Annotated in this window: 22 protein-coding genes; 10 read left to right on the top strand and 12 right to left on the bottom strand. The window is 70.5% G+C overall.

The features are described from left to right. The first annotated feature begins 91 nt into the window (after nucleotides 1-91). On the top strand, nucleotides 92-505 hold the full coding sequence (locus ACIO1C_RS20495; RefSeq protein ID WP_401865531.1) for an SsgA family sporulation/cell division regulator: 414 nt from the start codon (nucleotides 92-94) through the stop codon (nucleotides 503-505). A 186-nt stretch (nucleotides 506-691) separates the two neighbouring features. On the opposite strand, the gene ACIO1C_RS20490 is transcribed toward ACIO1C_RS20495, so the two are convergent. Together ACIO1C_RS20490 and ACIO1C_RS20485 are read right to left on the bottom strand one after the other, a co-directional pair. Then, nucleotides 692-2959, bottom strand: coding sequence for an MMPL family transporter (locus tag ACIO1C_RS20490; RefSeq protein ID WP_401865529.1), 2268 nt, complete (start codon nucleotides 2957-2959; stop codon nucleotides 692-694). Nucleotides 2960-3099: 140 nt separating this feature from the next. After that, nucleotides 3100-3672 (bottom strand): TetR/AcrR family transcriptional regulator, encoded by a 573-nt coding sequence (locus tag ACIO1C_RS20485; protein WP_401865527.1) that lies wholly within the window; start codon nucleotides 3670-3672, stop codon nucleotides 3100-3102. A gap of 188 nt (nucleotides 3673-3860) precedes the next feature. On the opposite strand from ACIO1C_RS20485, the gene ACIO1C_RS20480 reads away from it, so the two are divergent. Continuing rightward, a complete protein-coding gene (locus tag ACIO1C_RS20480) occupies nucleotides 3861-7598 on the top strand; it encodes a S41 family peptidase (protein WP_401865525.1) in 3738 nt (1245 codons plus the stop codon). Nucleotides 7599-7678: 80 nt separating this feature from the next. Here ACIO1C_RS20480 and ACIO1C_RS20475 read toward each other — a convergent pair whose 3' ends face one another. From ACIO1C_RS20475 to ACIO1C_RS20460, 4 genes are all read right to left on the bottom strand, one after another. Next, entirely contained in the window at nucleotides 7679-8011 is a 333-nt protein-coding gene (locus ACIO1C_RS20475; RefSeq protein WP_401865523.1) for a hypothetical protein, read from the bottom strand. 87 nt (nucleotides 8012-8098) lie between these two features. Then, nucleotides 8099-8989, bottom strand: coding sequence for an SDR family oxidoreductase (locus ACIO1C_RS20470; RefSeq protein WP_401865521.1), 891 nt, complete (start codon nucleotides 8987-8989; stop codon nucleotides 8099-8101). Further along, nucleotides 8986-9984, bottom strand: a complete 999-nt coding sequence (locus ACIO1C_RS20465; protein WP_401865519.1) for an alpha/beta fold hydrolase — start codon at nucleotides 9982-9984, stop codon at nucleotides 8986-8988. The genes ACIO1C_RS20470 and ACIO1C_RS20465 overlap by 4 nt, the downstream gene beginning before the upstream one ends. Further along, nucleotides 9981-11534, bottom strand: coding sequence for a flavin-containing monooxygenase (locus ACIO1C_RS20460; protein WP_401865517.1), 1554 nt, complete (start codon nucleotides 11532-11534; stop codon nucleotides 9981-9983). The genes ACIO1C_RS20465 and ACIO1C_RS20460 overlap by 4 nt, the downstream gene beginning before the upstream one ends. Before the next feature lie 159 nt (nucleotides 11535-11693). On the opposite strand from ACIO1C_RS20460, the gene ACIO1C_RS20455 reads away from it, so the two are divergent. Further along, entirely contained in the window at nucleotides 11694-12338 is a 645-nt protein-coding gene (locus ACIO1C_RS20455) for a MerR family transcriptional regulator (protein ID WP_401865807.1), read from the top strand. Between the two features lie 292 nt (nucleotides 12339-12630). Here ACIO1C_RS20455 and ACIO1C_RS20450 read toward each other — a convergent pair whose 3' ends face one another. Beyond that, entirely contained in the window at nucleotides 12631-13431 is an 801-nt protein-coding gene (locus ACIO1C_RS20450; RefSeq protein WP_401865515.1) for an exodeoxyribonuclease III, read from the bottom strand. Between the two features lie 190 nt (nucleotides 13432-13621). On the opposite strand from ACIO1C_RS20450, the gene ACIO1C_RS20445 reads away from it, so the two are divergent. Further along, nucleotides 13622-14242, top strand: coding sequence for an HAD family acid phosphatase (locus ACIO1C_RS20445; RefSeq protein ID WP_401865513.1), 621 nt, complete (start codon nucleotides 13622-13624; stop codon nucleotides 14240-14242). A gap of 104 nt (nucleotides 14243-14346) precedes the next feature. Here the strand turns inward: ACIO1C_RS20445 and ACIO1C_RS20440 are convergent, their stop codons facing one another. Continuing rightward, entirely contained in the window at nucleotides 14347-14619 is a 273-nt protein-coding gene (locus tag ACIO1C_RS20440) for a hypothetical protein (protein ID WP_401865511.1), read from the bottom strand. Nucleotides 14620-14893: 274 nt separating this feature from the next. Between ACIO1C_RS20440 and ACIO1C_RS20435 the strand changes: the two genes are divergently transcribed. After that, nucleotides 14894-15724, top strand: coding sequence for a Scr1 family TA system antitoxin-like transcriptional regulator (locus tag ACIO1C_RS20435; RefSeq protein WP_401865509.1), 831 nt, complete (start codon nucleotides 14894-14896; stop codon nucleotides 15722-15724). Then, on the top strand, nucleotides 15721-15918 hold the full coding sequence (locus ACIO1C_RS20430; RefSeq protein ID WP_401865507.1) for a DUF397 domain-containing protein: 198 nt from the start codon (nucleotides 15721-15723) through the stop codon (nucleotides 15916-15918). The genes ACIO1C_RS20435 and ACIO1C_RS20430 overlap by 4 nt, the downstream gene beginning before the upstream one ends. Before the next feature lie 54 nt (nucleotides 15919-15972). On the opposite strand, the gene ACIO1C_RS20425 is transcribed toward ACIO1C_RS20430, so the two are convergent. Continuing rightward, nucleotides 15973-16350 carry a nuclear transport factor 2 family protein gene (locus ACIO1C_RS20425; protein WP_401865505.1) on the bottom strand — a complete coding sequence of 126 codons (378 nt, stop codon included), beginning with the start codon at nucleotides 16348-16350 and terminating at the stop codon, nucleotides 15973-15975. A 186-nt stretch (nucleotides 16351-16536) separates the two neighbouring features. On the opposite strand from ACIO1C_RS20425, the gene ACIO1C_RS20420 reads away from it, so the two are divergent. Continuing rightward, the gene (locus tag ACIO1C_RS20420; protein WP_401865503.1) at nucleotides 16537-17616 is read left to right on the top strand and encodes a MerR family transcriptional regulator; all 1080 of its coding nucleotides are present in this window, start codon (nucleotides 16537-16539) and stop codon (nucleotides 17614-17616) included. 21 nt (nucleotides 17617-17637) lie between these two features. On the opposite strand, the gene ACIO1C_RS20415 is transcribed toward ACIO1C_RS20420, so the two are convergent. Further along, on the bottom strand, nucleotides 17638-19341 hold the full coding sequence (locus tag ACIO1C_RS20415; protein WP_401865501.1) for a carboxylesterase/lipase family protein: 1704 nt from the start codon (nucleotides 19339-19341) through the stop codon (nucleotides 17638-17640). A gap of 226 nt (nucleotides 19342-19567) precedes the next feature. On the opposite strand from ACIO1C_RS20415, the gene ACIO1C_RS20410 reads away from it, so the two are divergent. Beyond that, nucleotides 19568-20005, top strand: coding sequence for a VOC family protein (locus ACIO1C_RS20410; protein ID WP_401865500.1), 438 nt, complete (start codon nucleotides 19568-19570; stop codon nucleotides 20003-20005). An 81-nt stretch (nucleotides 20006-20086) separates the two neighbouring features. Here the strand turns inward: ACIO1C_RS20410 and ACIO1C_RS20405 are convergent, their stop codons facing one another. Beyond that, complete coding sequence (locus tag ACIO1C_RS20405; RefSeq protein ID WP_401865498.1) at nucleotides 20087-20494, bottom strand: rodlin; 408 nt, start codon at nucleotides 20492-20494, stop codon at nucleotides 20087-20089. Nucleotides 20495-20646: 152 nt separating this feature from the next. On the opposite strand from ACIO1C_RS20405, the gene ACIO1C_RS20400 reads away from it, so the two are divergent. Beyond that, the gene (locus tag ACIO1C_RS20400; protein WP_401865496.1) at nucleotides 20647-22437 is read left to right on the top strand and encodes an RHS repeat-associated core domain-containing protein; all 1791 of its coding nucleotides are present in this window, start codon (nucleotides 20647-20649) and stop codon (nucleotides 22435-22437) included. Between the two features lie 95 nt (nucleotides 22438-22532). Here ACIO1C_RS20400 and ACIO1C_RS20395 read toward each other — a convergent pair whose 3' ends face one another. After that, nucleotides 22533-22943 (bottom strand): rodlin, encoded by a 411-nt coding sequence (locus ACIO1C_RS20395; protein ID WP_401865494.1) that lies wholly within the window; start codon nucleotides 22941-22943, stop codon nucleotides 22533-22535. Nucleotides 22944-23167: 224 nt separating this feature from the next. On the opposite strand from ACIO1C_RS20395, the gene ACIO1C_RS20390 reads away from it, so the two are divergent. Next, nucleotides 23168-23578 carry a rodlin gene (locus tag ACIO1C_RS20390; RefSeq protein ID WP_401865805.1) on the top strand — a complete coding sequence of 137 codons (411 nt, stop codon included), beginning with the start codon at nucleotides 23168-23170 and terminating at the stop codon, nucleotides 23576-23578. Nucleotides 23579-23816: the final 238 nt, after the last annotated feature.

Here is a 23816-nt window from a genome sequence, read left to right as displayed (position 1 = left end):
TGTGTGACTATGAAATGAAGGTCCGATAAAGCCCGCGGGGTCGTGACGCCAGACTCACCGTCCCCGGCTCTCACCCCAGAGGAGCGAGCCGATGCCACCCGTCGTGGAACAACCCGCCAAAGCACGTCTGATCACGGACGCCGCCCAGCACAAGACCGTTCCCGTCACCCTGCTCTACGACGGCGCCGATCCGCTCGCGATGCGCATCGTGTTTCCCCCCGAGGTCTCCCTCGACCGGAGCGAGGTGGTCTGGGCCTTCGCCCGGGACCTGCTCGAAACCGGCCTGCGGCTGCCGTCCGGCACGGGTGACGTGCTGGTGTGGCCGTGCGGGCGGGCCCAGACCGTACTGGAGTTCCACTCGCCGGACGGGGTCGCGCTGGTGCAGTTCGACAACGCGCCCCTGCGGCGGTTCCTGGAGAGCTCGTACGCGATGGTCCCTGCGGGCAAGGAGCACCACGAGATCGAGGTCGAGAACGAGCTGGGAAACCTCCTCCACCGCACCTGATCGTCCCCCGTAACGCGCTGTGGCCCGGTCCCGCACCCCCTCTCAGGGATGCGCGACCGGGCCACGCGCCGCTCCCGGCCCCCGTCCCCACGGTGCCGGTGCGTGTCCGGGGTACGGGTGCCGCTCACACCCGCCCCGGAGCACTGGGACGGCGTACGTCAGAAGTACGCCGAGCCTTTCCGTATGTCAGACGCGCACAAGCTCACGCTCGGAGCCGGGCCCGCCCTCCGGACCGCCGGAGCCGTCCGCCCCCCGCGCGTCGTCCCCGAGCTGCTTGCGCAGCTGCTCGCCCTCCACGTCCACGTTGGGGAGCGCCCGGTCGAGCCAGCGCGGCAGCCACCACGCCCGCTTGCCGAGCAGGGCCATCACGGCGGGCACGATCGCCATCCGGACCACGAAGGCGTCGAAGAAGACCGCGACGGCGAGGCCGAACCCGATCATCTTGATCATCGCGTCGCTGGCCCCGATGAAGCCGGAGAAGACCGCGATCATGATCACCGCCGCGGCCGAGACCACCCGCGCCCCGTGCCGGAAGCCGGTCACGATCGCCTCGCCGGGCCGCTCGCCGTGGACGTACGCCTCCCGCATGCGGGTGACCAGGAAGACCTCGTAGTCCATCGCGAGGCCGAAGACCACACCCACCAGGAAGATCGGCATCATCGACATGATCGGGCCGGTCTGCTCGACCCCGAGCAGCCCCCCGAGCCAGCCCCACTGGAAGACGGCGACGACCGCGCCGAGCGCCGCGACAACCGAGAGCAGGAAGCCGAGGGCGGCCTTCAGCGGGACGAGGACCGACCGGAAGACCAGCATCAGCAGCAGGAACGCGAGCCCGACGACCAGCGCCAGGTACGGCAGGAGGGCGTCGTTCATGCGCTGCGAGAAGTCGATGTTCAGGGCCGTGGCACCGGAGACGTACACCTCGGCGCCGTTCTCCGCCTGGGCCTTCGCCGCGGCGGACCGGATGTCGTGCACCAGTTCCTCGGTCTTGATCGAGGAGGGCCGGTCCTTGGGGATGACCGTGACGGTCGCGGTGTCGCCCGCCTTGTTCAGGACGGGGTCGAGGACGGTGACGACGTCGTCCATCTTCTTCACGGTGGCCGAGATGCCGAGCGCCGCGGCCTTGGCGTTGTTGTCCGCCTGGCCGTCGACCACCAGCATGAGCGGCCCGTTGAACCCGGGGCCGAAGCCGTCGGAGAGCAGGTCGTACGCCTTGCGCTGAGTGGTGCTCACCGGCTGCGAGCCGTCGTCGGGCAGGCCCAGTTCCAGCGAGGTGGCCGGGAGGGCGATGGCACCGAGGCCCAGCACACCCACCACCAGCACGGCGACCGGCCGGCGCAGCACGAACCGCGCCCAGCGGGTACCCATGTTGGGCTTCTTCTCGACGGGCGTCGCTCCGGCGCGCACCTGGGCGTCCGTGTGCTCCATGGCCTTACGGGCCTTGCGGCCGAACACCCGCTTGCCCACGAACCCGAGCATCGCGGGGGTGAGGGTGAGGGCGATGAGGACGGCGATCACCACGGTCGCGGCCGCCGCGAGGCCCATCTTGGTGAGCATCGGGAGGTTGACCACGGCGAGACCGGAGAGCGCGATGACCACGGTGAGCCCGGCGAAGACGACGGCGGATCCCGCCGTGCCGACGGCCCGTCCCGCCGCCTCTTCCCGTTCCCGGCCGTCGGCCAGTTCGGCCCGGTACCGCGAGACGATGAACAGCGCGTAGTCGATCCCGACCGCGAGGCCGATCATCATCGCGAGGATCGAGGTGGTGGAGCCGAGGTCGAGGACGGTGGCGAGCGCGGTGATCCCGGAGATCCCGACGCCGACGCCGAGGAGCGCGGTGACCAGCGGCAGTCCGGCGGCGATCAGCGACCCGAAGGTGATGACCAGCACGACCGCCGCGATGGCGACACCGATGATCTCACCGGAGCCCGTCTCCGGGGCGACCTGGAGGGCGTCCCCGCCGATCTCGACGGCCATGCCCCGGTCCTTGGCGTCGGCTCCGGCGTCCTCCAGCGCGGTACGGGTCGCGTCGGTCAGCGACTCCGAGCCGACCTTGTACGAGACGCTCAGGTACGCGGTCGAGCCGTTCTTGGCGACCCCGCCCGTGGTGAACGGGTCGTTGACGGACTTGACCTGCGACGAGCCGGCCTTCAGCTCGTCGGCGATCTTCTTGACCTCGGCCTTGTTGCCGGCCGCGGTGATCTTCTCGCCCGCCGGGGCCTTGAAGACGACCCGGGCGGTGGCCCCGTCGCTGCTGGCTCCGGGGAACCGCTGGTCGAGCAGGTCGAAGGCCCGCTGGGCCTCCGTACCCGGGATCGAGAAGGAGCTGGAGGTGGGCGTGGACGCGGAGGCCGCGGCGACTCCGGCGAACGCCAGCAGGGCCACCCAGATCAGGGCGACATAGCGGCGGCGCCGGAAAGCGAGCCGGCCGAGCTTGTAGAGGAACGTGGCCACGAGGGCGTACTCCCGGTCTGTGGACGAAACAAGGGCATGGGGAGCCGACCCGACGGCGAGAGAGCGGCACGCGTCAGGGAAATGCGGGTGCTACGGGGAGGGGGACTGCGGGGACTGGCTGTTGCTGGCTATGGGGACGATCAGACGCCGAGGGCGGGGAGGACCACGGCATCCAGATACGCGACGAGGAACGCCCGGTCGACGGACCGGTCCTCGATGAGCTGCCGGGCGACGAAGGCGCCGACCAGCATGTGCAGGACGAACGGCAGCGCGGGATGGTCCGCGGCGATCTCGCCGCGGTCGACCGCGCGCCGGAGCAGCGTCTTGAGTCCGCTCGTCTCGGGCTCCACCACTACGTCGCGCAGCGCCTGGCGGAGGTCGGGGTTGTCGTGGACGGCATGGAAGAGCGCCCGCATCAGCGCGGAGTCCCGTTCCATCTGGGATTCGTCGGTGAGCGCCGTCATCGCGTGCAGGTCACCGCGCAGCGAACCGGTGTCGACGTGGTGCGACTGGTCGGGCTTGCTGTGCCGCATCGCCCGCGCGACCAGCACCGGCTTGCTCCCCCACTGGCGGTAGAGGGTGGCCTTGCTGGAGCGGGCGCAGGTGGCGATGGCGTCCATGGTCAGCGCGTCGTACCCCACCTCACGCAGCAGGTCGAGCACGGCGCCGTACAGCTCGGTCTCACGCTGGGGCGTCAGCCTGGTACCCGCCATGTTCCACCTCCTGCCCGGCCCACACGAACGAAACGGTTTCGTACAGTACGAAGATAGCCCGGCGCCGAGCGAAACGAAACCGTTTCGCTTGTGGCCTGCGCCACAGAGGTGAGTACGACATAAATGTGAGCGCAAAAAGTCCCCGGCCAGAAGTTGCCGCACCCCCTCCACGCGGAAAGCATTGGGGGGTGAGTGACGACGGCGCGTATCTACGGTTCCCGCACCTGCACGACGACCTGCTGTGCTTCGCCGCCGAGGACGACCTCTGGGTCGCTCCCCTCGTGCCGGCCGGGCACCGGCCCGGACGTGCGTGGCGGGTGACCGTCGACCGCACCAGAGTCGGTCATCCGCGCTTCTCGCCCGACGGCCGTCAGATCGCCTACACGACCTGGCGCAGCCTCGACCCGGAGATCCACCTGGCCCCGGTGGACGGGGGTCCGGCCCGCCGGCTCGGCTACTGGGGCTCCACCGACACCCGGGTCTGCGGCTGGACGCCGCCGGGTGAGGACGGCGAGTCGCAGATCCTGGCGGTCTCCTCGCACGGCCAGCCGTTCTCGTACTACTCCTGGGCCTACAGCGTCCCCACCGACGGGTCGCCGGGCAGCCAGCTGCCGTGGGGCCCGGTCGCGGACCTGGCCGTGGCGGACATCGGCGGCGAACACCGCACGCTGCTGCTCACCGGCAAGCCGCCGCACGAGCCGGCGGCGTGGAAGCGGTATCGCGGCGGGGCGATGGGCCGCCTGTGGCTGCACGGCGAACGCCTCCTTCCCGACATCGGCGGTCATCTGGACTGCCCGATGTTCGTGGACGGACGGGTGGCGTTCCTCTCGGACCACGAGGGGGTGGGGAACCTGTACTCGGTCCTGCCCGACGGTACGGACCTGCGCCGCCACACCGACCACGACGCGTTCTACGCCCGCCACGCCTCCTCCGACGGGCGCCGGGTGGTCTACCAGTGCGCGGGCGACATCTGGCTGGTGGACGCGCTGACCCCGGACTCGGTGCCGCGGAAGCTGGACGTACGACTGGGCGGCCCGCGCGCCGGCCGCCGCGCGTACCAGGTCCCGGCGGCGAGCCACGTGGACGCGATCTCGGTGGACACGACAGGCCGGGCGAGCGCCGTGTCGGTACGGGGCAGCCTGTACTGGCTCACCCACCGCGACGGCCCGGCCCGCACGATCGCGGACACTCCGGGGGTACGGGTACGGCAGCCGGACATGCTGGGCGGCGGCGGCCAGGTCGCGTACGTCACGGACGCGGACGGCGAGGACGCGATCGAAATCGCCTACCTCCCCCGAGCGACGGGCGACCGCCCCCCACGCCGCCTGGCCTCGGGCCACCTGGGCCGAGTCCACGAAATGGTCTCGTCCCCCACGGGCGACCGCATCGCGATCGCGTCCCACGACGGCAGACTGCTCCTGATCGACACGACGGAGGAGGAGGGGCCGGAGGCGGGCACGCCTCCGGCGGGGACGGGCGCGAGCCCGCGCGGGGCGGGTACGTCCCCGCCCGGAACCAGCCCGAGTCCGCACGAGGCGGGCACGACCCCGCCCGGGGCCGGCGCGACCCCACCCGGGACGGGCACGACCCCACCCGGGGCCGGCGCGACCCCACCCGGGACGGGCACGACCCCACCCGGGACGGGGGCCACCGCAGGAACCGGGCCGGACGCCGCCGGGCCCACCGCAGGTGGCCCGGCAAGGGGGGCCGCCGGGGGCGCCGCCCCTGGTGAGCCCACCCCCGGCGGCTCCGCCGCCCACGCCGCGCCCGGCGCCGCAGGACCCGAGCCGACCACCAACGGGCCCACCGCAGACGCGCCCCCCACAGGGGCGCCCCGCACCGGGTCCACCCTCTGGAAGCCGCCGGGTGGGCCCGGGATCGTCACCGAAGTCATCCGCTCCATCAACGGCCCCGTCGCCGACCTCGCCTTCTCGCCGGACGGCGACTGGCTCACCTGGTCGCACCCCGGCGTCGGCCGCACCCTGCGCCAGATCAAGATGGCCCGCATCGGCGGCAGCCCCGACCGTACGATCATCGACGTCACCAACGGCCGCTTCGAGGACGAGAATCCCGTCTTCACCAGCGACGGCCGCTACCTCGCCTTCCTCTCCTGGCGCGGCTTCGACCCCGTGTACGACGTGCACACCGGCGACCTCTCCTTCCCGCTCGGCTGCCGCCCGTACCTCGTACCGCTCTCCTCCGCGACCCCGTCCCCCTTCGCCCTCTCCCCCGACGGCCGCCCCGCCGCCGGCGGCCTCGACCCGGCGATGAGCGACGCCGGCGCCGGCGAGGGCACGGTCACCGTCGAGGAGGAGGGGCTCGCGGCGCGCGTCACCCCGTTCCCCGTCGCCGCGTCCAAGTACTCCGCGCTGCACCCCGTCAGCGGCGGCGGCCTCGTCTGGCTGCGCTGGCCCATCTCCGGCGCGCTCGGCGAGACCTTCGCCAACCCCGCCGACACCTCGGGCCGCCCCACCCTCGAACACTTCGACCTCACCAAGGCCCGCAAGAGCGAACTCGTCGCGCACCTCGACTGGTTCGCCCCCAGCGCCGACGGCACCCGCCTGGTCGTCGTGGACGACGACGAGCTGCGCGCCGTCCCGGCCACCGAACCCGGCGACACCGACTCGACCGTCTACCTCGACCTCCGCCGGATCCTCCACGAGGTCGACCCGGAGGCGGAGTGGCGCCAGGCGTACGAGGAGGCCGGCCGCCTCATCCGTACGTACTTCTGGGAGCCGGACATGTGCGGCATCGACTGGGACGGCGTCCTCGCCCAGTACCGCCCCCTCGTCGAACGCGTCGCCTCCCCCGACGAGTTCGCCGACCTCCTCCGCGAAGTCGTCGGCGAGCTCGGCACGTCCCACGCGTACGTCACCCCCGCCCGCCGCAACGAAGGCCCCCGCCACTACCAGCGCGCCATGGGCCTGCTCGGCGCCAACCTCGTCTGCCGGGACGGCAATTGGATGGTCAAGCGCATCCTCCCCGGCGACTCCTCCGACTCCAAGGCCCGCTCCCCGCTGGCCGGCACCGGCATCCGCGAGGGCGCGATCCTCACCCACGTCGACGGCCGCCCCGTCGATCCCGTGGCCGGCCCCTTCCCGCTCCTCTCCGCCGCCGGCGGCACCACCGTCGAGCTGACCTTCCGCACCGCCGGACACACCGCGGGACACACCGCGGGACCCGAGCCCCACTCCCGCCGCGTCGCGATCGTCCCCCTCATCGACGAACGCCCCCTGCGCTACCAGGACTGGGTCGCCAAACGCCGTGAGGTCGTACGGGAGATCAGCGGCGGCCGCTGCGGCTACCTGCACATCCCCGACATGGGCGGCTCCGGCTGGGCGCAGTTCAACCGCGACCTGCGCCTAGAGGTCTCCCGCCCCGCCCTGATCGTGGACGTACGGGGCAACGCGGGCGGCCACATCAGCGAACTGGTCGTGGAGAAGCTCACCCGCCGCATCCTCGGCTGGGACCTGACCCGCGACGCCCAGCCCGTCTCGTACGCCTCGAACGCCCCGCGCGGCCCGGTGGTCGCCATCGCCGACGAGGCCACCGCCTCCGACGGCGACATGATCACGGCCGCCTTCCGGCTGCTGAACCTCGGCCCGGTGGTCGGCCAGCGCACCTGGGGCGGGGTGGTCGGCATCACCGGCCGCCACCGGCTGGGCGACGGCACGGTCATCACCGTCCCGATGAACGCCGCCTGGTTCGACGCGTACGGCTGGTCCGTCGAGAACCACGGCGTGGACCCGGACATCGAGGCCCTGCGCACCCCGCTCGACTGGGCCGAGGGCCGGCACGCGCAGCTGGACGACGCCGTGTGGGTGGCGCTGGACCTGCTGGCCGCCCATCCGGCCGCGACCCCGCCGGGGTACGGCGCGGTCCCGGACCTCCGCCGCCCCGAGCTCCCCCCGCGCGGGACGGCCTGACCCCGGCCCCACGAGACCGCACGGGAAGGAGGCGCACCCCGCGACCGGGGTGCGCCTCCCGTACCTACCGGGCCAAAGCCTCAGGCGTCGCGCGCGCCGCCCCGCATCCCGTCCCGGTCGGCCCGGTCCCGGTCGGCCCGGTCCTGGTCGCGGCTCATGTCACGGTCCGCGTCGCGGTCCATGTCCCGACCCATGTCCCGGTCGCGGTCACCACCCATGTCCCGACCCATGTCGCGGTCGCGACCCGCGTCCCGGTCCATGTCCCGGTCCTTACGGCCGTCCGTACCACGGCCGTCCGCGCCACGGCCCTTGCCCTTGGCCTTCGCCTTGTCCTTCTCCTGGTCGCTCATCCGCGACCGCGCCTGGTCCTGAAGCTCCTGCGCCTTGTCCTTGAACTGGTCCGAAATACCCATGGAAAGCCACTCCTGAAAGTCTGTGGGGCGCTACGGGGGGGTGGATCCCGACCAGACTGACACGGCCCGACATTCCGCGCATTTCGATCAGTTACGCAGCGTACGGCCCCGCTCGTCGGCCGCCCCGCCCGCCCCCACCAGCCCCGTACGCACCCCGTCGAGCCGTGGCCCGAAGCGCCGCATCTCGCGCCGCCCCACCGTGGCGATCAGCCCCGGCAGATACCCCCGGACGGACTGCATCCCCCGCAGCCACCCCTGTCCGTACACATGCGCGGACCGCCGCTCGATCCCGGCGACGAGCCGGTCCACGGCCGGGCCGAGCGGATACGTACGGTTGGACGGCCACGGCAGCCGTTGCCGCAGTTCCCGCATCACCTCGTCCTCGTCCGCGCCCCGCACCATGTCGGTGTCCGTCCAGGACAGATAACCGACGCCGACCCGCACCCCCCGGTACCCGACCTCGGCCCGCAGGCTGTGCGCGAAGGCCTCCGCCCCCGCCTTGGACGCGCAGTACGCGGTCATCATCGGCGCCGGGGTGAGCGCGGCGAGCGACGCGATCTGGAGGAAGTAGCCCCGGCTCTCCAGCAGCAGCGGCAGGAACGCCCGCGCCGTCACCGCTCCCCCGATCAGGTTCACCTCCACGACCCGCCGCCACGCGTCCGGGTCGGAGTCCACGAACGGCCCCCCGGACGCCACCCCCGCGTTGGCGACGACGAGGTCCACCTTCCCGAAGCGCTCCTTGACCTCCCCGGCCACCCGGGCCATCGCGGCGTGGTCGGTGACGTCCGCGTACCAGTGGTCGGCGTCACCGTGCAGCCGTCCCGCCACCCGCTTCAGCTCGTCCTCCTCCAGCCCCACCAGCGCGACCCGCGCGCCACGCGCCGACAGCTTGCGGGCGAGGTGCTCCCCCACCCCGCGCGCCGCGCCGGTGACAACGGCGACCTGCCCTTCGAGACGGTTGGTTCCGGTACGGCTCATGCCACGTCCTCCGTCGTAGTCACATCGGCGGTCGCCGCACCGACCTCGGCCGTACGTGTGTCAGCCGTACGGTCATCAACCGCACACGCACGCACCTCACCCCCACGAACATCCGCATCCAGATACGCGACAACCAGCGCCCGAATCGCCCCCGTCACCGCCTCCGGCGCCTCCACCGGCGTCATGTGCCCCACCCCCGGCAGCACGGTCAGCCCGGTGCAGTCGGGCAGGGCTGCGGCCAGCGCCCGCGCGTGTACGGGCGGGGTCATCCGGTCGGCGGTCCCGACCAGGACGGCCGTAGGCACCCTCAACTCCCGTACGTACGCGTCGAGATCGAGCGTGTCGAGCACGTGCGACCACGCGACACGCGCGCGCCGCCCGCACGCGTGCACGATCCGCGCACACCGAGCCACCCGTTCCGGCGCGGTCGCGGGCCCCATCGTCGCGTAGCGCAGGATCCGCCGCGAGAGCGCTGTGACCGGCCCCAGCGGGGCCCGCGACCCCAGCACCGCCCGGGTGAGCCGCGTCCGCACCCGCCCGGCACGCAACGGCAGCACCAACGACTCCGCGACCAGCCCCGAACTGCCCGTGCTGCACAACAACACAGCCGCCGCGTGCTCCCGGAAGCCCGGCCGCCGGGCGGCGGCCATGATCGCCATGCCGCCCATGGAGTGCCCGGCGAACACGGCCCGCTCGCCCGGCGCGAGCGTCGCGGCGAGGACCGCCTCCAAGTCGTCGGCCAGAGTGTCGGCGGTGCAGGCGCCGGGGCCGGGGAACGCGGTCCGCCCGTGCCCCCGCTGGTCATAGACGATCACCCGCTGCTCGGCGGCCAGTCCGGCGGTCTGCGCCGACCAGAAACGGGTCGAGCAGGTCCACCCGTGAGCGAGCACGACTGCGGGCCGACCCTCGGAGCCGTACACCTCCACATGGATCCGCGACCCGTCGGCGGAGACGGCGGTCAGCGCACGACGGGTGGACGTGGGCAAGGGGCTCATCGGACTGTCTCCTTCGTGGCGGACGGCTGCGGCGCCGCGCCGCCGTCACCGGCGCGGATCACGTCGTACTCGGCCAGGTCGACGGCCCGGGTCTCGCGGCGGAACTCGCGTGTGGTTCCCGGCCAGATGGTGGTGTTACGGCCGTTGGCGTCCAGATACCAGCTGGTGCAGCCACCGGTGTTCCAGACGGTCCGGGTCATCCGCTCCTGCACCCGCCGGTTCCAGGCGCCGACGGCGGAGACCCGGGCGTCGAGGGCAACACGCCCACCACCGAGGCCGCCTCCACCCCCACCCCCACCACCCAACTGCCTCAACCGCCCCAACTGCCGGAGATAGTCGGCGAGATAGTTCAACTGAGCCTCGATCATCAGGATCATCGAGGAGTTCCCGAGCCCCGTGTTCGGCCCGGTGATCATCATCCAGTTGGGGAAGCCGGCCGCCGTCGTCCCGCGCAGCCCCTCCATGCCGCCCTTCCACGCCTCGGCCAGCGTGACCCCGCCCGCCCCCACCACCCGCTCGGCGATCGGGACGTCCGTCACGTGGAAGCCCGTCCCGAAGATGATCACGTCCGCCTCCACCTCCGTCCCGTCCGCCGCGACCAGCGTCGACCCGCGCACCTCCGCCAGACCGGAGGCGACCACGTCCACGTTGGGCCGCGCGAGCGCCGGGTAGTACGTGCTGGACAGCAGGATGCGCTTGCAGCCGATGCGGTACGAGGGGGTCAACGCGGCCCGCAGCGCGGGGTCCTTGACGGCCTTGGCCATGTTGGCTTTCGCCAGCAGCTCCACCACCCCCAGCAGATCCGGCCTCTTGGTGAAGGCCTGCACCTGCAAGTCCCGCACCCCCCAGAGGAATTGGCGCCGCGCGGTCCCGGTGGCCGGGAGCGCGCGATGCAGCCGGCGCTCGATCCGCGAGATGGCCCGGTCGGCACGGGGCATGACCCAAGGCGGTGTCCGCTGAAAGACCGTCAGTCGCCCTACCCCCGGCTGGATCGCGGGCACGATCTGAATGGCGGAGGCTCCGGTGCCGATCACGGCAACGCGCTTGTCCCGAAGCTCATGTCCGTGGTCCCAGCGGGCGGAATGGAAGACCTCCCCCGGGAACGTCTCCAGCCCCGGCACGTCAGGCACCTGGGGATCGGACAGCGCCCCGCCCGCCGACACGACCACATCGGCGGTGAAGTCCCCTTGGGAGGTGGCAACTTCCCAACGCAGCGCCACCCCGTCCCACCGGACCCTCATCACCTCGTGGTGGAACCGCAGATGCGGCCGGACCCCGAAGGTGTCCGCGACCCGCTCCAGGTAGGCCCGGATGTACGACTGCCCGGAGAAGGTGCGCGGCCAGTCGGGTTCGGGCGCGAACGAGAACGAGTAGAGGTGGGAGGGCACATCACACGCGCACCCCGGATAGGTGTTGTCCCGCCAGGTCCCGCCGACCGATCCGGCCCGCTCCAGGACCACGAAGTCGGTGATCCCCTCACGCCGCAACCGGACGGCGGCCCCGAGGCCGCCGAACCCCGACCCGATGACCGCAACGCGTACGTGCCGCACGTGCTGACCGACAACCACAACGCCTCCCGCGACCGCCGAACCGTGCCAGTAATCACTGGCACGGTTAAGCAGCGTAGGGCAGGCCCCTACCCATGGGTAGGGTTCGGACGAGAGAAGTTACCGACGGTACGACATAAAGTGACGCCCATGGAGTACCGCATGGACGACCTGGCCCGCGAGGCGGGCATCACGGTGCGCACCGTGCGCTTCTACCGCGAGCGCGGCCTGCTCAGCCCGCCGCGCCGCGAGGGCAGGATCGCCTGGTACGACGACCAGCACCTGGCCCGACTCCGCACGATCGCCGCCCTGTTGGAACGCGGCCACACCCTCAACGGCATCGCGGACCTGGCGGCGACGTTCGAGGCGGCCCAGGCCCCCGGCGGCTTCGCCTCGGCCCTCGGCCTGAACGAACCCCCCACCGAGGAAACCCCGGTCCGCCTCTCCCCCGAGGAACTGGCCGACTACTTCGAGGGCGAGGTCACCCCGGAGAACCTCGCCGCGGCCCTGGACCTCGGCTACCTGGCCGTGGACGGCAACGAGATCGTCCACATCAGCCGCCGCCTCCTGGACGCCTCCTCGGCCCTGGTCCGCGAGGGCGTCCCCCTGGCAGCGGTCCTGGCAGCGGCGGTAGAGGTCCGCGCGCACGCAACGGCCCTGGCCGACCTGTTCACCACCACACTCCAAACCCACACCACCCACGCCAACCCCACCACCCTCCGCCCCCTGGCCCAGAGCGTGGTGGAAGCGGAACTATCCATGGCCCTGGACCGCAGACTGCGCCCACCCCAGCAACCACCCAACTGAGCCCTCAGAACCCAAGGGCCCAGACACGGGTCGGTCGGTACGGAGCCCCCTGTCCCGATCGCCGACGGCGGCTCTCCCGGGACCGGCCTCGTGGTCACCCACCGCCGACCCGGTCCCCCAATAGACCGCTACCCGACGGAACAGCTCCACCGCATCCGCCCACACCGGCACCGCGGCCTTCGAGCGTCCCAAGCCCTACAGGCCCTTTGCCGGGCAGCTCTCAGGCCGCTGCCACCACGCGGCCGGTGCGCGTGCCGGGCGTCGCGGGCCGAACGCCACCCCCGCGCCGGCCCTAGGGCCGGTCGAAGACCACCGTCACCGGGGCGTGGTCGCTCCAGCGCTCCCCGTGCGTCGCCGCCCGCTCCACGTACGCCTTCACCGTGCGCTCGGCCAGGCCGGGGGTCGCCGCGTGGAGGTCGATGCGCCAGCCGGTGTCGTTGTCGAAGGCGCGGCCACGGTACGACCACCAGGAGTACGGGCCCTCCTGATCCGGGTGCTGGGCCCGTACGACGTCCACGTAACCGACCTCGTCGAAGACCCGGGTCAGCCACGCACGCTCCTCGGGGAGGAACCCGGAGGACTTGGCGTTGGCCTTCCAGTTCTTGAGGTCCGCCGGGGTGTGGGCGATGTTCCAGTCCCCGCAGACCAGCACCTCACGCCCGTCCGCCTCGGCCCGCTTCCGCAGTTGCTCCAGGTGGACGAGGAACTCGTCCATGAACCGGTACTTCTCGTCCTGCCGTACGGTGCCCACCTCGCCCGACGGCAGATAGAGGCTCGCCACCGTCACCCCGGGCAGATCGACCTCCACGTACCGCCCGCTCGCGTCGAACTCCGCGCTGCCGAAGCCGATCTGGACACGTTCCGGCTCCCGCCGCGTGTACAGCGACACCCCCGCCCGCCCCTTCGCGAGGGCCGGCGCGTGCACGGTGTGCCAGCCCGCCGGCTCCCGCACGCCGGCGGGCAGCTGCTCCGGCTCGGCCCGTACCTCCTGGAGGCAGACCACATCGGCGGAGGTCCCGGCGAGCCACTCCACGAACCCCTTCTTGGCGGCGGCGCGGAGGCCATTCACGTTCACGCTTGTCACGGTCAGCACCCCGGCACAGTACCGAACCGGCCCAGGTCACCCGGGCCCGCGACCCGTGCAGACCGGATGTGTCCATGTCACCAAACGTTCACCGGCCAACTTCGTGCGCCACGCCCCCAACCCCGCGCTTTTCGGCTTAGGTCTAGATCGACAACAAACTCGGCGCCCGCACCCCGGGCCCGGACACCGTGGAGGAACCATGGCAACCACCCTGCGAGGCAGCCGACTTGGCGCCGCCGTCGCGACAGCGGCGGCGCTCGTCGCACTGGCGGGCGCGACGGACGCCCAGGCGAGCACACCGGCCCTGGCACCCACCGCCTCGGCCGCCGCCGTCGACTACGCCACCTGGCAGGCCGACGTACGCAAGGTGACGGACGAGGCCCGCCCGTACCTCGAACAGCGCATCGCCGACGGCACCGGCGAGAGGCAGGCGATCGTCCTCGACATCGACAACACCTCCCTGGAGACCTACTTCTCCCCCTTCCCGCCCTCCCCCGCCGTCGCCCCCACCCTCGACCTGGCCCGCTACGCCGACGCGCACGGCGTGGCGGTCTTCTTCATCACCGCCCGCCCGGACTTCATCGGCTGGGTCACCAAGCCGAACCTGACGTCCGTCGGCTACCCCGTCACCGGTCTGTACGAGCGGAGCATCGGCGACCTGTTCGGCGACGCGGCCACGTACAAGGCGGCGAAGAGAGCCGACATCGAAAACCGGGGCTACACGATCATCGCCAACATAGGCAACAACGCCTCCGACTTCGCGGGCGGCCACGCGGAGAAGACGTTCAAGCTCCCCGACTACGACGGCGCGCTCTCCTGACCCGTACGTCCCCCACAAAAGGCGTGACAGGCCCCGGGCCGCCCCCAGCGGCGGCCCGGGGTCTCTTCATGGTCAACCGACAGGAATTCCCGGCCCATTCCCCTTCACGGCCGCCCCTGCCTGCTCCACTTGTTCCGCTCGGCCACCCGCGCACTGAGTTCTTCGGCGGGAGATGCGGAAGGCGTGCTGTCCGGACACAAGGAATGCCCGCATTCACAGGCGGGCCACCGAAGCCCCGATCCGGGCGCGAGATCCGCCCCCTCGGCACCGGCCCCCGCCTCGCCCCCGTCCTCGGCCTTCCACACCACCAGCACCCCGTCCACCCCGAACGCGTCCACCAGCCGGGACAGAAACCGCCGCGCCTCACTGCCCGCCATCGACCGACCGCCTCAGCCCGAGCGCCACACGCTCCACCAACTCCCTTGTCGGCGACGCGAATTCCCTGGGAACCCAGTCCGGCGCGACCCGCCAGAACCCACCCTGCTCAATTAACTCCGCCAACTCGTCCTCGTCGGCGCGGCCCTCCGCCATTCCAGGATCCTCTCTCCGTGTGCTTTTGAATGTTTTCGCCTCCCAGCATGACCACCACCCCCTACGCTGAACAGCAGAAATGAGGTTCCAAACCACCAAGAACACAGAGGAGTTGAACGAATGAGCGAGGCCGCCGTCGAGGAATCCGCCGAACCGCAGGACGGAGCGGCGTTCTTCGGAAACGAGGTCAGGCACGCGAGGGAGTTCGCGGGAATGACCCAGGAACAGCTGGCGGACGCGACGCACTACAAGCGCCCGTACGTGTCAAAGGTCGAGAGCGGCACGCTGCTGGCGTCCCAGCAGTTCGCGGACGCGTGTGACCGGGTCTTCAAGACCCCGGGCAGCTTTGGCCGCCTGCGGCGGCGGGTGAGCGAGCAGGGCCATCCGGGCTGGTTCATCCCGTACGTGAAGCTGGAACAAGACGCGACGACGATCTTGGACTACTCGACCACGTTCATCATGGGCATGTTGCAGACTCGCGGCTATGCGAGTGCCGTGTTCCGTGCCATGCATCCGCGTGCGACCGACGAGCAGATCGCCGGCTGGGCGGACGCGCGCCTACGCCGCAGGGATGTGATGGACCGAGAGGAACCGCCCCTGCTGTGGATCATCCTCCACGAAGGCGTGCTTCGTACTCAGGTCGGAGGCAAGAAGGTGATGATCGAACAGCTCGACCACCTCGTGGCAGCCGCCGCATCGCCGCACATCATGATCCAGGTGCTCCCCTTCAGCGCAGGAGCCCCCGCCTCGCACCTTCCGTTTAATCTGCTTACGCAGGAAGACGGAACAACCGTCATGTATTCGGAGACCATGGGACAAGGACGAGTGACTGATTCGGCAACGATCGTGGCGTCGGCACAAGCCGCCTACGATCGGCTTCGCGCCGCGGCACTCTCGCCCGACGACTCACTGGACTTCATCCGCAGGATCTCGGAGGAACACGCCAAATGATCAGCAGCCACGAGTGGGTCAAGAGCACATACAGCGGCGGCGACGGCGGCCAGTGCATCGAATGGTCACCCACCTACGCCGCGACCCACCACACCGTCCCGGTACGGGACAGCAAGAACCCCACCGGGCCCACCCTCATGCTCACCCCCGCCGCCTGGACGGCCCTGCTGTCCCTGGTGACGGACCGAAACTGACCGACAGGTGAGGGGCCGCGCGGCCCAAAGGTGCGCGGCCTCCGCCAACACCCCTCAGGCGACGGACGGTTCGATCTCCCCGGCGAAGACGATGATCTGGTCGATGAGGCTCCGCCGTAGATGGACAACGTCCGTTCCCGCAAGGCGGGGACCCCCGTCCGGCGTGGCGAAGACCCACTGGTACCGGGCCCACTCGTCCGGCATGTCCACCCCCGAACAGCGCACCATCGAACCGGGCCCCGCCGGGTGCTTCCGGATGTCCAGTACGAACCGCTCGACCGCCTCGATCCCCTCACTGCGGCCCAACGGCCCCCAGAAGACGACGTCCGAGGTAAGGGCCTGCGAGAGCAGAGCCGTCACATAGCTGTCGTCCGAGGCGTTGAAAGCGGAGATGAACGTGTCGATCGCGGACCGCGCTGTCTCTTCCTGCATGAACCAGTAGTACCAGCCAGTCCCCACAACGCGCCCCTACGCCTCGACCCACCACACCGTCCCCGTCCGGGACAGCAAGAACCCCGCCGGCCCCGCCCTCCTGCCCCTCCTCACCGACCCAAACTGACTGGAACCCTCGCGACGGCGCGTTGACCTTCGAGTTGGTTGAAGCTCAATGATGGCGCGGTGCCTAATTCCGAGCTGATGCCGATCGGGTTCTTTGCCCAGCGCACTGGTCTGACCTCCAGCGCGCTGCGGTTCTACGCCGACTCCGGGCTACTGCCCCCCGCCGAGATCGACCCGGTCTCGGGTTACCGCTACTACGGCGCCGACCAGGTGGCGCGGGCCACCGCGCTGCGCCGGCTCCGTGAGATCGCCATGCCCCTCGCGGATATCGAGGCGGTGCTCGGTTCCGGGGCCGACGAAGCCTCCCGGCTGCTCGACGAGCATGTGTCGAGAGTGGTCGAAGACGCGGCGGCGGCACACCGGAAGGCCGCCGTCATCAAGTCCGCGCTCGGCAAGGCGTCAGGTCTTCCGATCACGGCGCTGAAGGGTCCCGTACTTGCGGATGCCGTCGAGCAGGTCCTCACCGCGACCGCGCACGAGCCCGGGATGCCGGTTCTCGCCGGCCTGCGCGTCGAGGCGACTCATGACGCGATCACGCTGACCGCGACCGACCGTTACCGGCTCTCCACCCGCACACTGGTGCCGGCCGAACCACCGGCGCAGACCTGGGCCGGCACGGTCAACGGCGACGAACTGCGGGCCGCCGTCGCCGAGATCCGCCGCAGCGCGCTGGTGCGACTCGAAGCGGTGCCGCACGGGATCTGGCTCCGCGTGGCCGACCGGGAGGACCGGCACTGCCGGTTGCTGACCGAGGAGTTCCCCGACTACCGCCTGATGCTCGCCTCGCTGGGCGAGATCACCACCCGTACGACGGTCTCGAAGGAGTTGCTCCTGCGAGCCCTGGAAGAACACCCCGGCGAGCGCCTGGCGCTGCACATCGCCTCCCACGGAGTGAACGTCGTCTCAGAGGACGACGAGGACGACAAACACACCCACCACCCCCTCCCCGCCACCACCACCGGACACCCACTCCGGATCTCCTTCGAGCTGACCACGCTCTACCCCGCCGTGAGCACCGCGATCGGCCCCGAGGTGATGCTCGACCTGAGAGGGGACGACCAGCCCGTCACCATCCGCTCCGCCGCCCGCGGCGACCTCACCACCCTCGCCATGCCGATCAAGTCCGCCCGCACTGCCTGAGAAAGGGCCGCCTGAGAAAGGTCAGCTCCCGAACGCCTCTCGCCGGGCGGCCTCGCCATTGGCGGTGAGGATGTCGGCCAGGGTCGAAATGTCACGCACCTTCGTCCCGGTCATCAGATCCCATTCGTCGCGCAGCAGACCCGGACGCATTTCCAGCCGCTCACCGAACCAGAGAATGTTCCACCCGTCGCGATCAAAGGCGCGCCAGTCCGCGCCGGGATCGCCGGTCCGCATGAACTCGGCGTACATCGCGCGCATGGCCGCCGATATCACCGAGACCCGGCCCAGATCGATGCCGTGGAACGGCGGTAGTGCGGCGATGTCCTGCGGGGTGTACGTGCCCCACAGGAACGGGATGTCGCCGGTATGGGTCGCGCGCATCAGACCGCCCATGCCGGGAAGGTCCCAGGAGAACTGGAACACCCAGCTCGGCACCCGCCGGGAGAGGTTCAGCGCGACCGCCAGCATGCCCCACTTGGCATGGACGAAGCTCATGGCATCGCTGAGGGCCCGGCCCGGACGGCGGTCGTCCGGTACGGCGTCGAGGTGGAAGTCGAGTATCCGCCCGGCCTCGTCCTCGCTGAACACCTGGGTCAGCACCGCCCGGGTGGACTCGCGGGAGCCGCTGCGAAGCGTGTCCGACGTACTCCTCCAGAACTGCCACTCGTCCTTGGCGACTCCGAAGATCAACTGCTTGTCCCGCAGGTCGTCGGCCGCGGCGTCGGAGGTCAGGTACCGCAACGGCATCTCGGGGACGATCGTGCCGTCGACCACCGCCCCGGTCGTACGCCACGCCGCATTGACGTCGGGGCCGACCGCCTGGAGGACCACCAGCTGCGCGGCCAGCAGCCGCTCGACGTCGACCGACATGAGCTCGGTGGCGTCGGTGATGCCGACCAGGTCGAGGATCCGCCGGGCGACGTCCCGCGCCTCCGGCTTCTCCTGGGTCGACCAGCCCTCGAAGGGCAGGAACGACTGGACGACGGCCCGCCGGTACAGCGGCCGCACCGCGGGGTTGGTCAGCAGGTGCGACACGGTGCTGGCGCCGGTCGACTCACCACCGATGGTGATCCGGTCCGGGTCGCCGCCGAACGAGCCGATGTTGTCGTGGACCCAGCGCAGCGCGGCGAACTGGTCCTGCAACCCCAGATTCACCGCCTCACCCATGCGCTCGTCCATCAGGCCCACATGCAGCCAGCCGAGAGCGCTGAGCCGGTAGTTGGGCCGGACCACAATCACTTGTCCCTCACGGGCGAGGGTGGCGCCCCGCTCGCGCAGGTACGACCCGGAACTGACCTCGTTCGCGCCGCCGTGGTAGTACACGTACACCGGCAGGGGTTGAGTGTGGGCTTCGTCCGGGACCCAGATGTCGAGGTACAGACAGTCCTCGCTGATGTTGGCCTGACTGTAGAGCGCGTACCCGTAGGGCGGCGTCTGCGGATTCCCGGGCAGCTGCGGCACCATCTCGCCCATCAGCGCCACGACCCGGGCCATGTTCTCGCCGTTGACCTGCATCGACGCCGGCCCGGCGGTGTGCGCCGGCCGCTCGCCCTCCCACACCGGCGCCGGCCCGGGCGCCCGGAAGCGGCGCTCCCCCACCGGCGGCTCCGCGTACGGAACACCCCGGAAGACCCGCACCCCGTCCTCGTACACGCCCCGAAGCCGGCCTTGCGCGAGCTCGGCCACACAGCGGTCGACCCACGGCCTTTCGGCGGACATCGTCATGATCGCGCTCCATCCACATCGTCGGGATATGCGGGCGGCCTGATATTCCGTACGCCGAATTTATAAGCGCGGGGAGCCGAATGTCGAACAAAGTCTGGTGATGGGAATCAGCACTGTCTCTGATAATCACCGGGGAATTCGGCCGGGCCTGTCCAGGTCCGTGTGCTCGTCGGAGACGGCGGTAGGGTCCGGGGCACTGGAGCCGAACGGACGGACAGGAACCCTCATGGCCACCAAGTGGACCTTGACCATCGACTGCGCGCACCCGGCCGAACTGGCGCAGTTCTGGGCACTGGCGCTCGGGTACGACGAGAAGCCGCCGCCCACGGGGTTCGCGAGCTGGGAGGAGTGGTTCGCGCACCACGACGTGCCGGAGGAGGAGTGGGACGAGGGGGCCTACTTGGCCGACCCGGACGGAGTGGGGCCCAGCATCTCCTTCCTCCAGGTGCCGGAGGCGAAGGTCGCGAAGAACCGGCTCCACCTGGACGTCCAGGTCGGCGGCGGCCGCGAGACCCCCTGGGAGATCCGCTGGCCCCGGGTGACGGCGGCGGTGGAACGCCTGACGGCCGCCGGCGCGACGGTGATCCGCGAGTACGAACTCCAGGGCCGGCCCGATCACGTGCTGATGGCCGATCCCGAGGGGAATGAATTCTGCTTGGTGTGAGCCGAGACGAAAGCCTGCGAACCCCGGACAGCGCGAAGGCCCGGCCCGGCGTCAGGACGCCGGGCCGGGCCTTCGGGGCAATTAGTTGTTGCCGACGCCGTTCCCGGACAGGACCGGGATGTCGTCCAGGATGTGCGACAGGGGCTCGTCGCCCTTCGCCTGGGTCGAGTTCTCGGTGCACTGCTGGTTCTGCGGCGAGGACAGGACGTTGATGTCCTGGACCGCGATCGGGATGAGGCCCACGAGCGAACCGGCGTTGACCTTGGCGGGCAGGCCGATGCAGGGCTTGTTCAGCGAACCCTGGACGAGGCTGAGCTGCGGGCTCATGTCCCCGTGGGTCGCCGAGTTGCCGAAGGCCTGCTCGGCACCGTTACCACTGAACGACGTCGTGCCCGTGTCGTTCCCGACGGCCAGGGCCGGCGACGCGACGGCGGCCGAGGCCCCGACGAGCGATGCCGCTACAGCAGCGGTTGCCCACAGCTTCTTCATTTAAATGCCTTTCCGGAAAGTCGGACTCCACCGGTGGAGTACCGAATTACTCAACTCGCCACGGGGCGGATAGTTTCGGTCATTCCCCCGAACGGCCCAATGAATTTTCCGTTTAGCTACGTCGCGGGCGTCCTCGGTGCGGCGGCCAGTACATGGTGCAGAACAGCACCTACACCGACCTGGGGCAGGTGTCGACCCTCACCCTCGGCGTCTCCGAGGCGACGGGCGTCGACAAGGTCAACGTCGTGCACGACTACGAGGACGGCACCGGCCGGCTGCTGCGGACCGAGGTCAGGGGACAGGGGAACGCGTACGACGCGCTGAACCTGCACTACACGTACGACATCGCGGGCAACGTGACCCGGATCTCCGACACCACCACGCTCGGCGGTTCCTCGGCGGCCGACATCCAGTGCTTCGACTACGACGGCTACCAGCGTCTGACCGAGGCGTGGACGCCGGGGACCGAGGACTGCGCGGCGAGCGGACGCACCAGCGCCAACCTGGGCGGGGCCGCGCCCTACTGGTCGAGTTACGGCTACACCACGTCGGGCCGGCGGGCCACCGAGACGGAGCACACCGCCGCCGGTGCGACGACCACCACCCGCTACTGCTACCGGGCGGCCACCACACAGCCGCACACCCTGCTGACCACGACCACGGCATCCTGCACCGGCGCCGCCGCGACCTACGCGTACGACGCGACCGGCAACACGACCGGACGGCCCGACGACGCCGCCACGCAGACCCTCACCTGGGACGAGGAGGGCAAGCTGAGCCGGCTCACCGAGGGCGCCTCGGCGACCGGCTACGTCTACGGGCCGGACGACACGGGCTTCCTCGGCATGACCGCCGACGCGAGCACCGGTCTCACCCATGTCGGCGCGCGTGAGTACGACCCGGAGACGGGCCAGTTCATCAGCGTCGACCCGCTGCTCCAGGCGGACCTGTCGCAGACGCTCAACCCGGAACGCATGCAGAAGGAAGCGGGCGGTACGGCGTCGAGCTCGGGAAGCAAGAAGGGCGGCGGCACCAATTCCGGCGCCGCCCGGCAGACCGAGTTGGGCAACCGGGCCGCGGCGGCCCACCGCTTCGGACTGCGCCTGAACCCCGCGGTCTTCCTCAACCCCAACGCCACTCAGCTCGTCTCCCTGTGGTTCATGGGCGCCACCCCGGCCGCCTACCACTTCGACGAGAGCGACAAGATGACGCAGGACGTCAAGCGGCACATCTGGCTGCAGATGGTGCGGTCCTACCTGTCGCACCGGCCGGGGACCAAAATGGGAGAGACCATCAAGGGACTGGACTACAAGACGGCCTACGGCGCCGCCATGAAATACCTGCCCCTCAAGGGGATGATGGCCGCCGGAGCCGTCCGGCGCCTGGTCTCCGCCGCGCTGGCGCTCGCGGTGGCGCCGCTGCTCTCGTCATGCGTCGACAGCCGGACCGACCCCCCGCCCCCGCCCGTCACCGTGACCGCGGAGGAGCTCTACGGCACCTGGCACGGGTGGGAGGGCAGTTCCCTGACACTGGAACCCGGAGCGAAGGCGGAGACGACAAACCTCGACGGCCAGGAGTTCGCCTTCGACGACGGCCGGCGGATGACGGGGACCGGCACCTGGAGCGTGCAGGAACCGGGTGCGTACCGCGGGGGCAACACCGTGGGGAACGGGTCGGTGATCCGGCTGGAGGCCGCGCCCGCGGCCGACGCCGCCCCGCCGGCGGACGGGGCGGACGCCACCCCTCCCGTCGGCACACCGGACACGGCGGTCTCCCCCGACCCCATGGACGCCGCCTCGCGGACCGCGCCACCGCCGTCGCGCGCGACGTGGGTCATCGGGGTCACCAAGGAGAAGAAGGGGGAGCTACGTCTCTTCTTCCTCACCTCCGACCCTGATGTCCGCGACACGTACTACCTGACGAAGGACGGCGCGGGGGCCTGAGCCGGGCCGGACGCGAAAAGGCCGGACGCAAAAGGGCCGGACCGCCGCGGAGTTCAGCGGTGGTCCGGCCCCCGGCCGATCTCTCGGCCGACGTCTCAGCTGTTGCCCGCGCCGTTCCCGGACAGGATCGGGATGTCGCTGAGGAGGTGCGACAGCGGCTCGTCGCCCTTCGCCTGGGTCGAGTTCTCGACACACTGCTGGTTCTGCGGCGAGGACAGGATGTTGACGTCCTGGACCGCGATCGGGACGACGCCCACGAGGGAGCCGAGGTTCAGCTTCGCGGGCAGGCCGATGCAGGGCTTGTTGAGCGAACCCTGGATGAGCGCCATCTGCGGGCTCATGTTTCCGTACGTCGCGGAGTTGCCGTACTGCTGGCTGGCGAAGTTGCCACTGGCGGACGTGGTGCCGTGGTCGTTGCCGACGGCCAGCGCCTGCGGGGCGGCCGTGGCGGAGATGCCCACGACGGAGGCGGCGACAGCGGCGCCGGCCAGAACCTTCTTGATCACGATGAGTCCCCTTCTGAAGGATGCCCCAAAGTCTCCGGGGCGTACTGAGCAACTTCGCATCGTCGGTTTAGTTCTTTCACTTCACTCCAATGGCCTATTACCGGCGTTCAACAAGCCGATCGAGTGAAGCAGCGCAACCAAACACCTGGGAGGCGGTTGTGCAGGTCGCTCCATCCGCTCGACCCGCTCGACCTGAATTTCTTTGAGAAAAGGACACTCTCGTGATCAAGAAGATTATGGCCGGCGCCGCCGTCGCCGCCTCCGTAGTCGGCGTATCCGCCGCGGCGGCGCCTACGGCGCTCGCGGTCGGCAACGACCACGGCACGACCTCCCTCAGCGGCAACGGCGCGGGCTCGTCGTACGGGAACAACTCGACCAAGGGCAACATGAGCCCGCAGGGTGAGCTGGTCCAGAGCTCGCTGAACGACCTCTGTGTCGGTCTGCCGGTCAAGGTCAACGCCGGTGCGCTCGTCGGCGTTCTCGTGCCGGTCGCCGTCCAGGACATCAACGTCCTCGCCTCGCCGCAGAACCAGCAGTGCACCGAGAACTCCACCCAGGCCAAGGGTGACGAGCCGCTGTCGCACATCCTGGACGACATCCCGGTCCTCTCGGGCAACGGCGTCGGCAACAGCTGATCCGTCGTACGCGCCATCGCCGGGGCCCTGGTCCCGGCCGACGGGCCGGCCGGGGCACCGACGCCCCGGCCGGCCCGTACGCGATTTCAGCGCAGAAACGAAACCTCTGGACGCGGCAGTCGGGTGAACCCGAGAAAGCCGAAAAGGGGCCAGTTTCCTCGAATCGGCCGGGCTCGTTGGAGTTCCAGCAGCGGACGTATGAGCCGGCTTTGCGAGGCTCGCGTGCCACGACAGTCGT

This window comes from Streptomyces sp. NPDC087420, from assembly GCF_044744165.1.
GTDB lineage: Bacteria > Actinomycetota > Actinomycetes > Streptomycetales > Streptomycetaceae > Streptomyces.
Note: the sequence above shows the minus strand (reverse complement) of the source record. Positions and strands in the feature narration are given on the sequence as shown.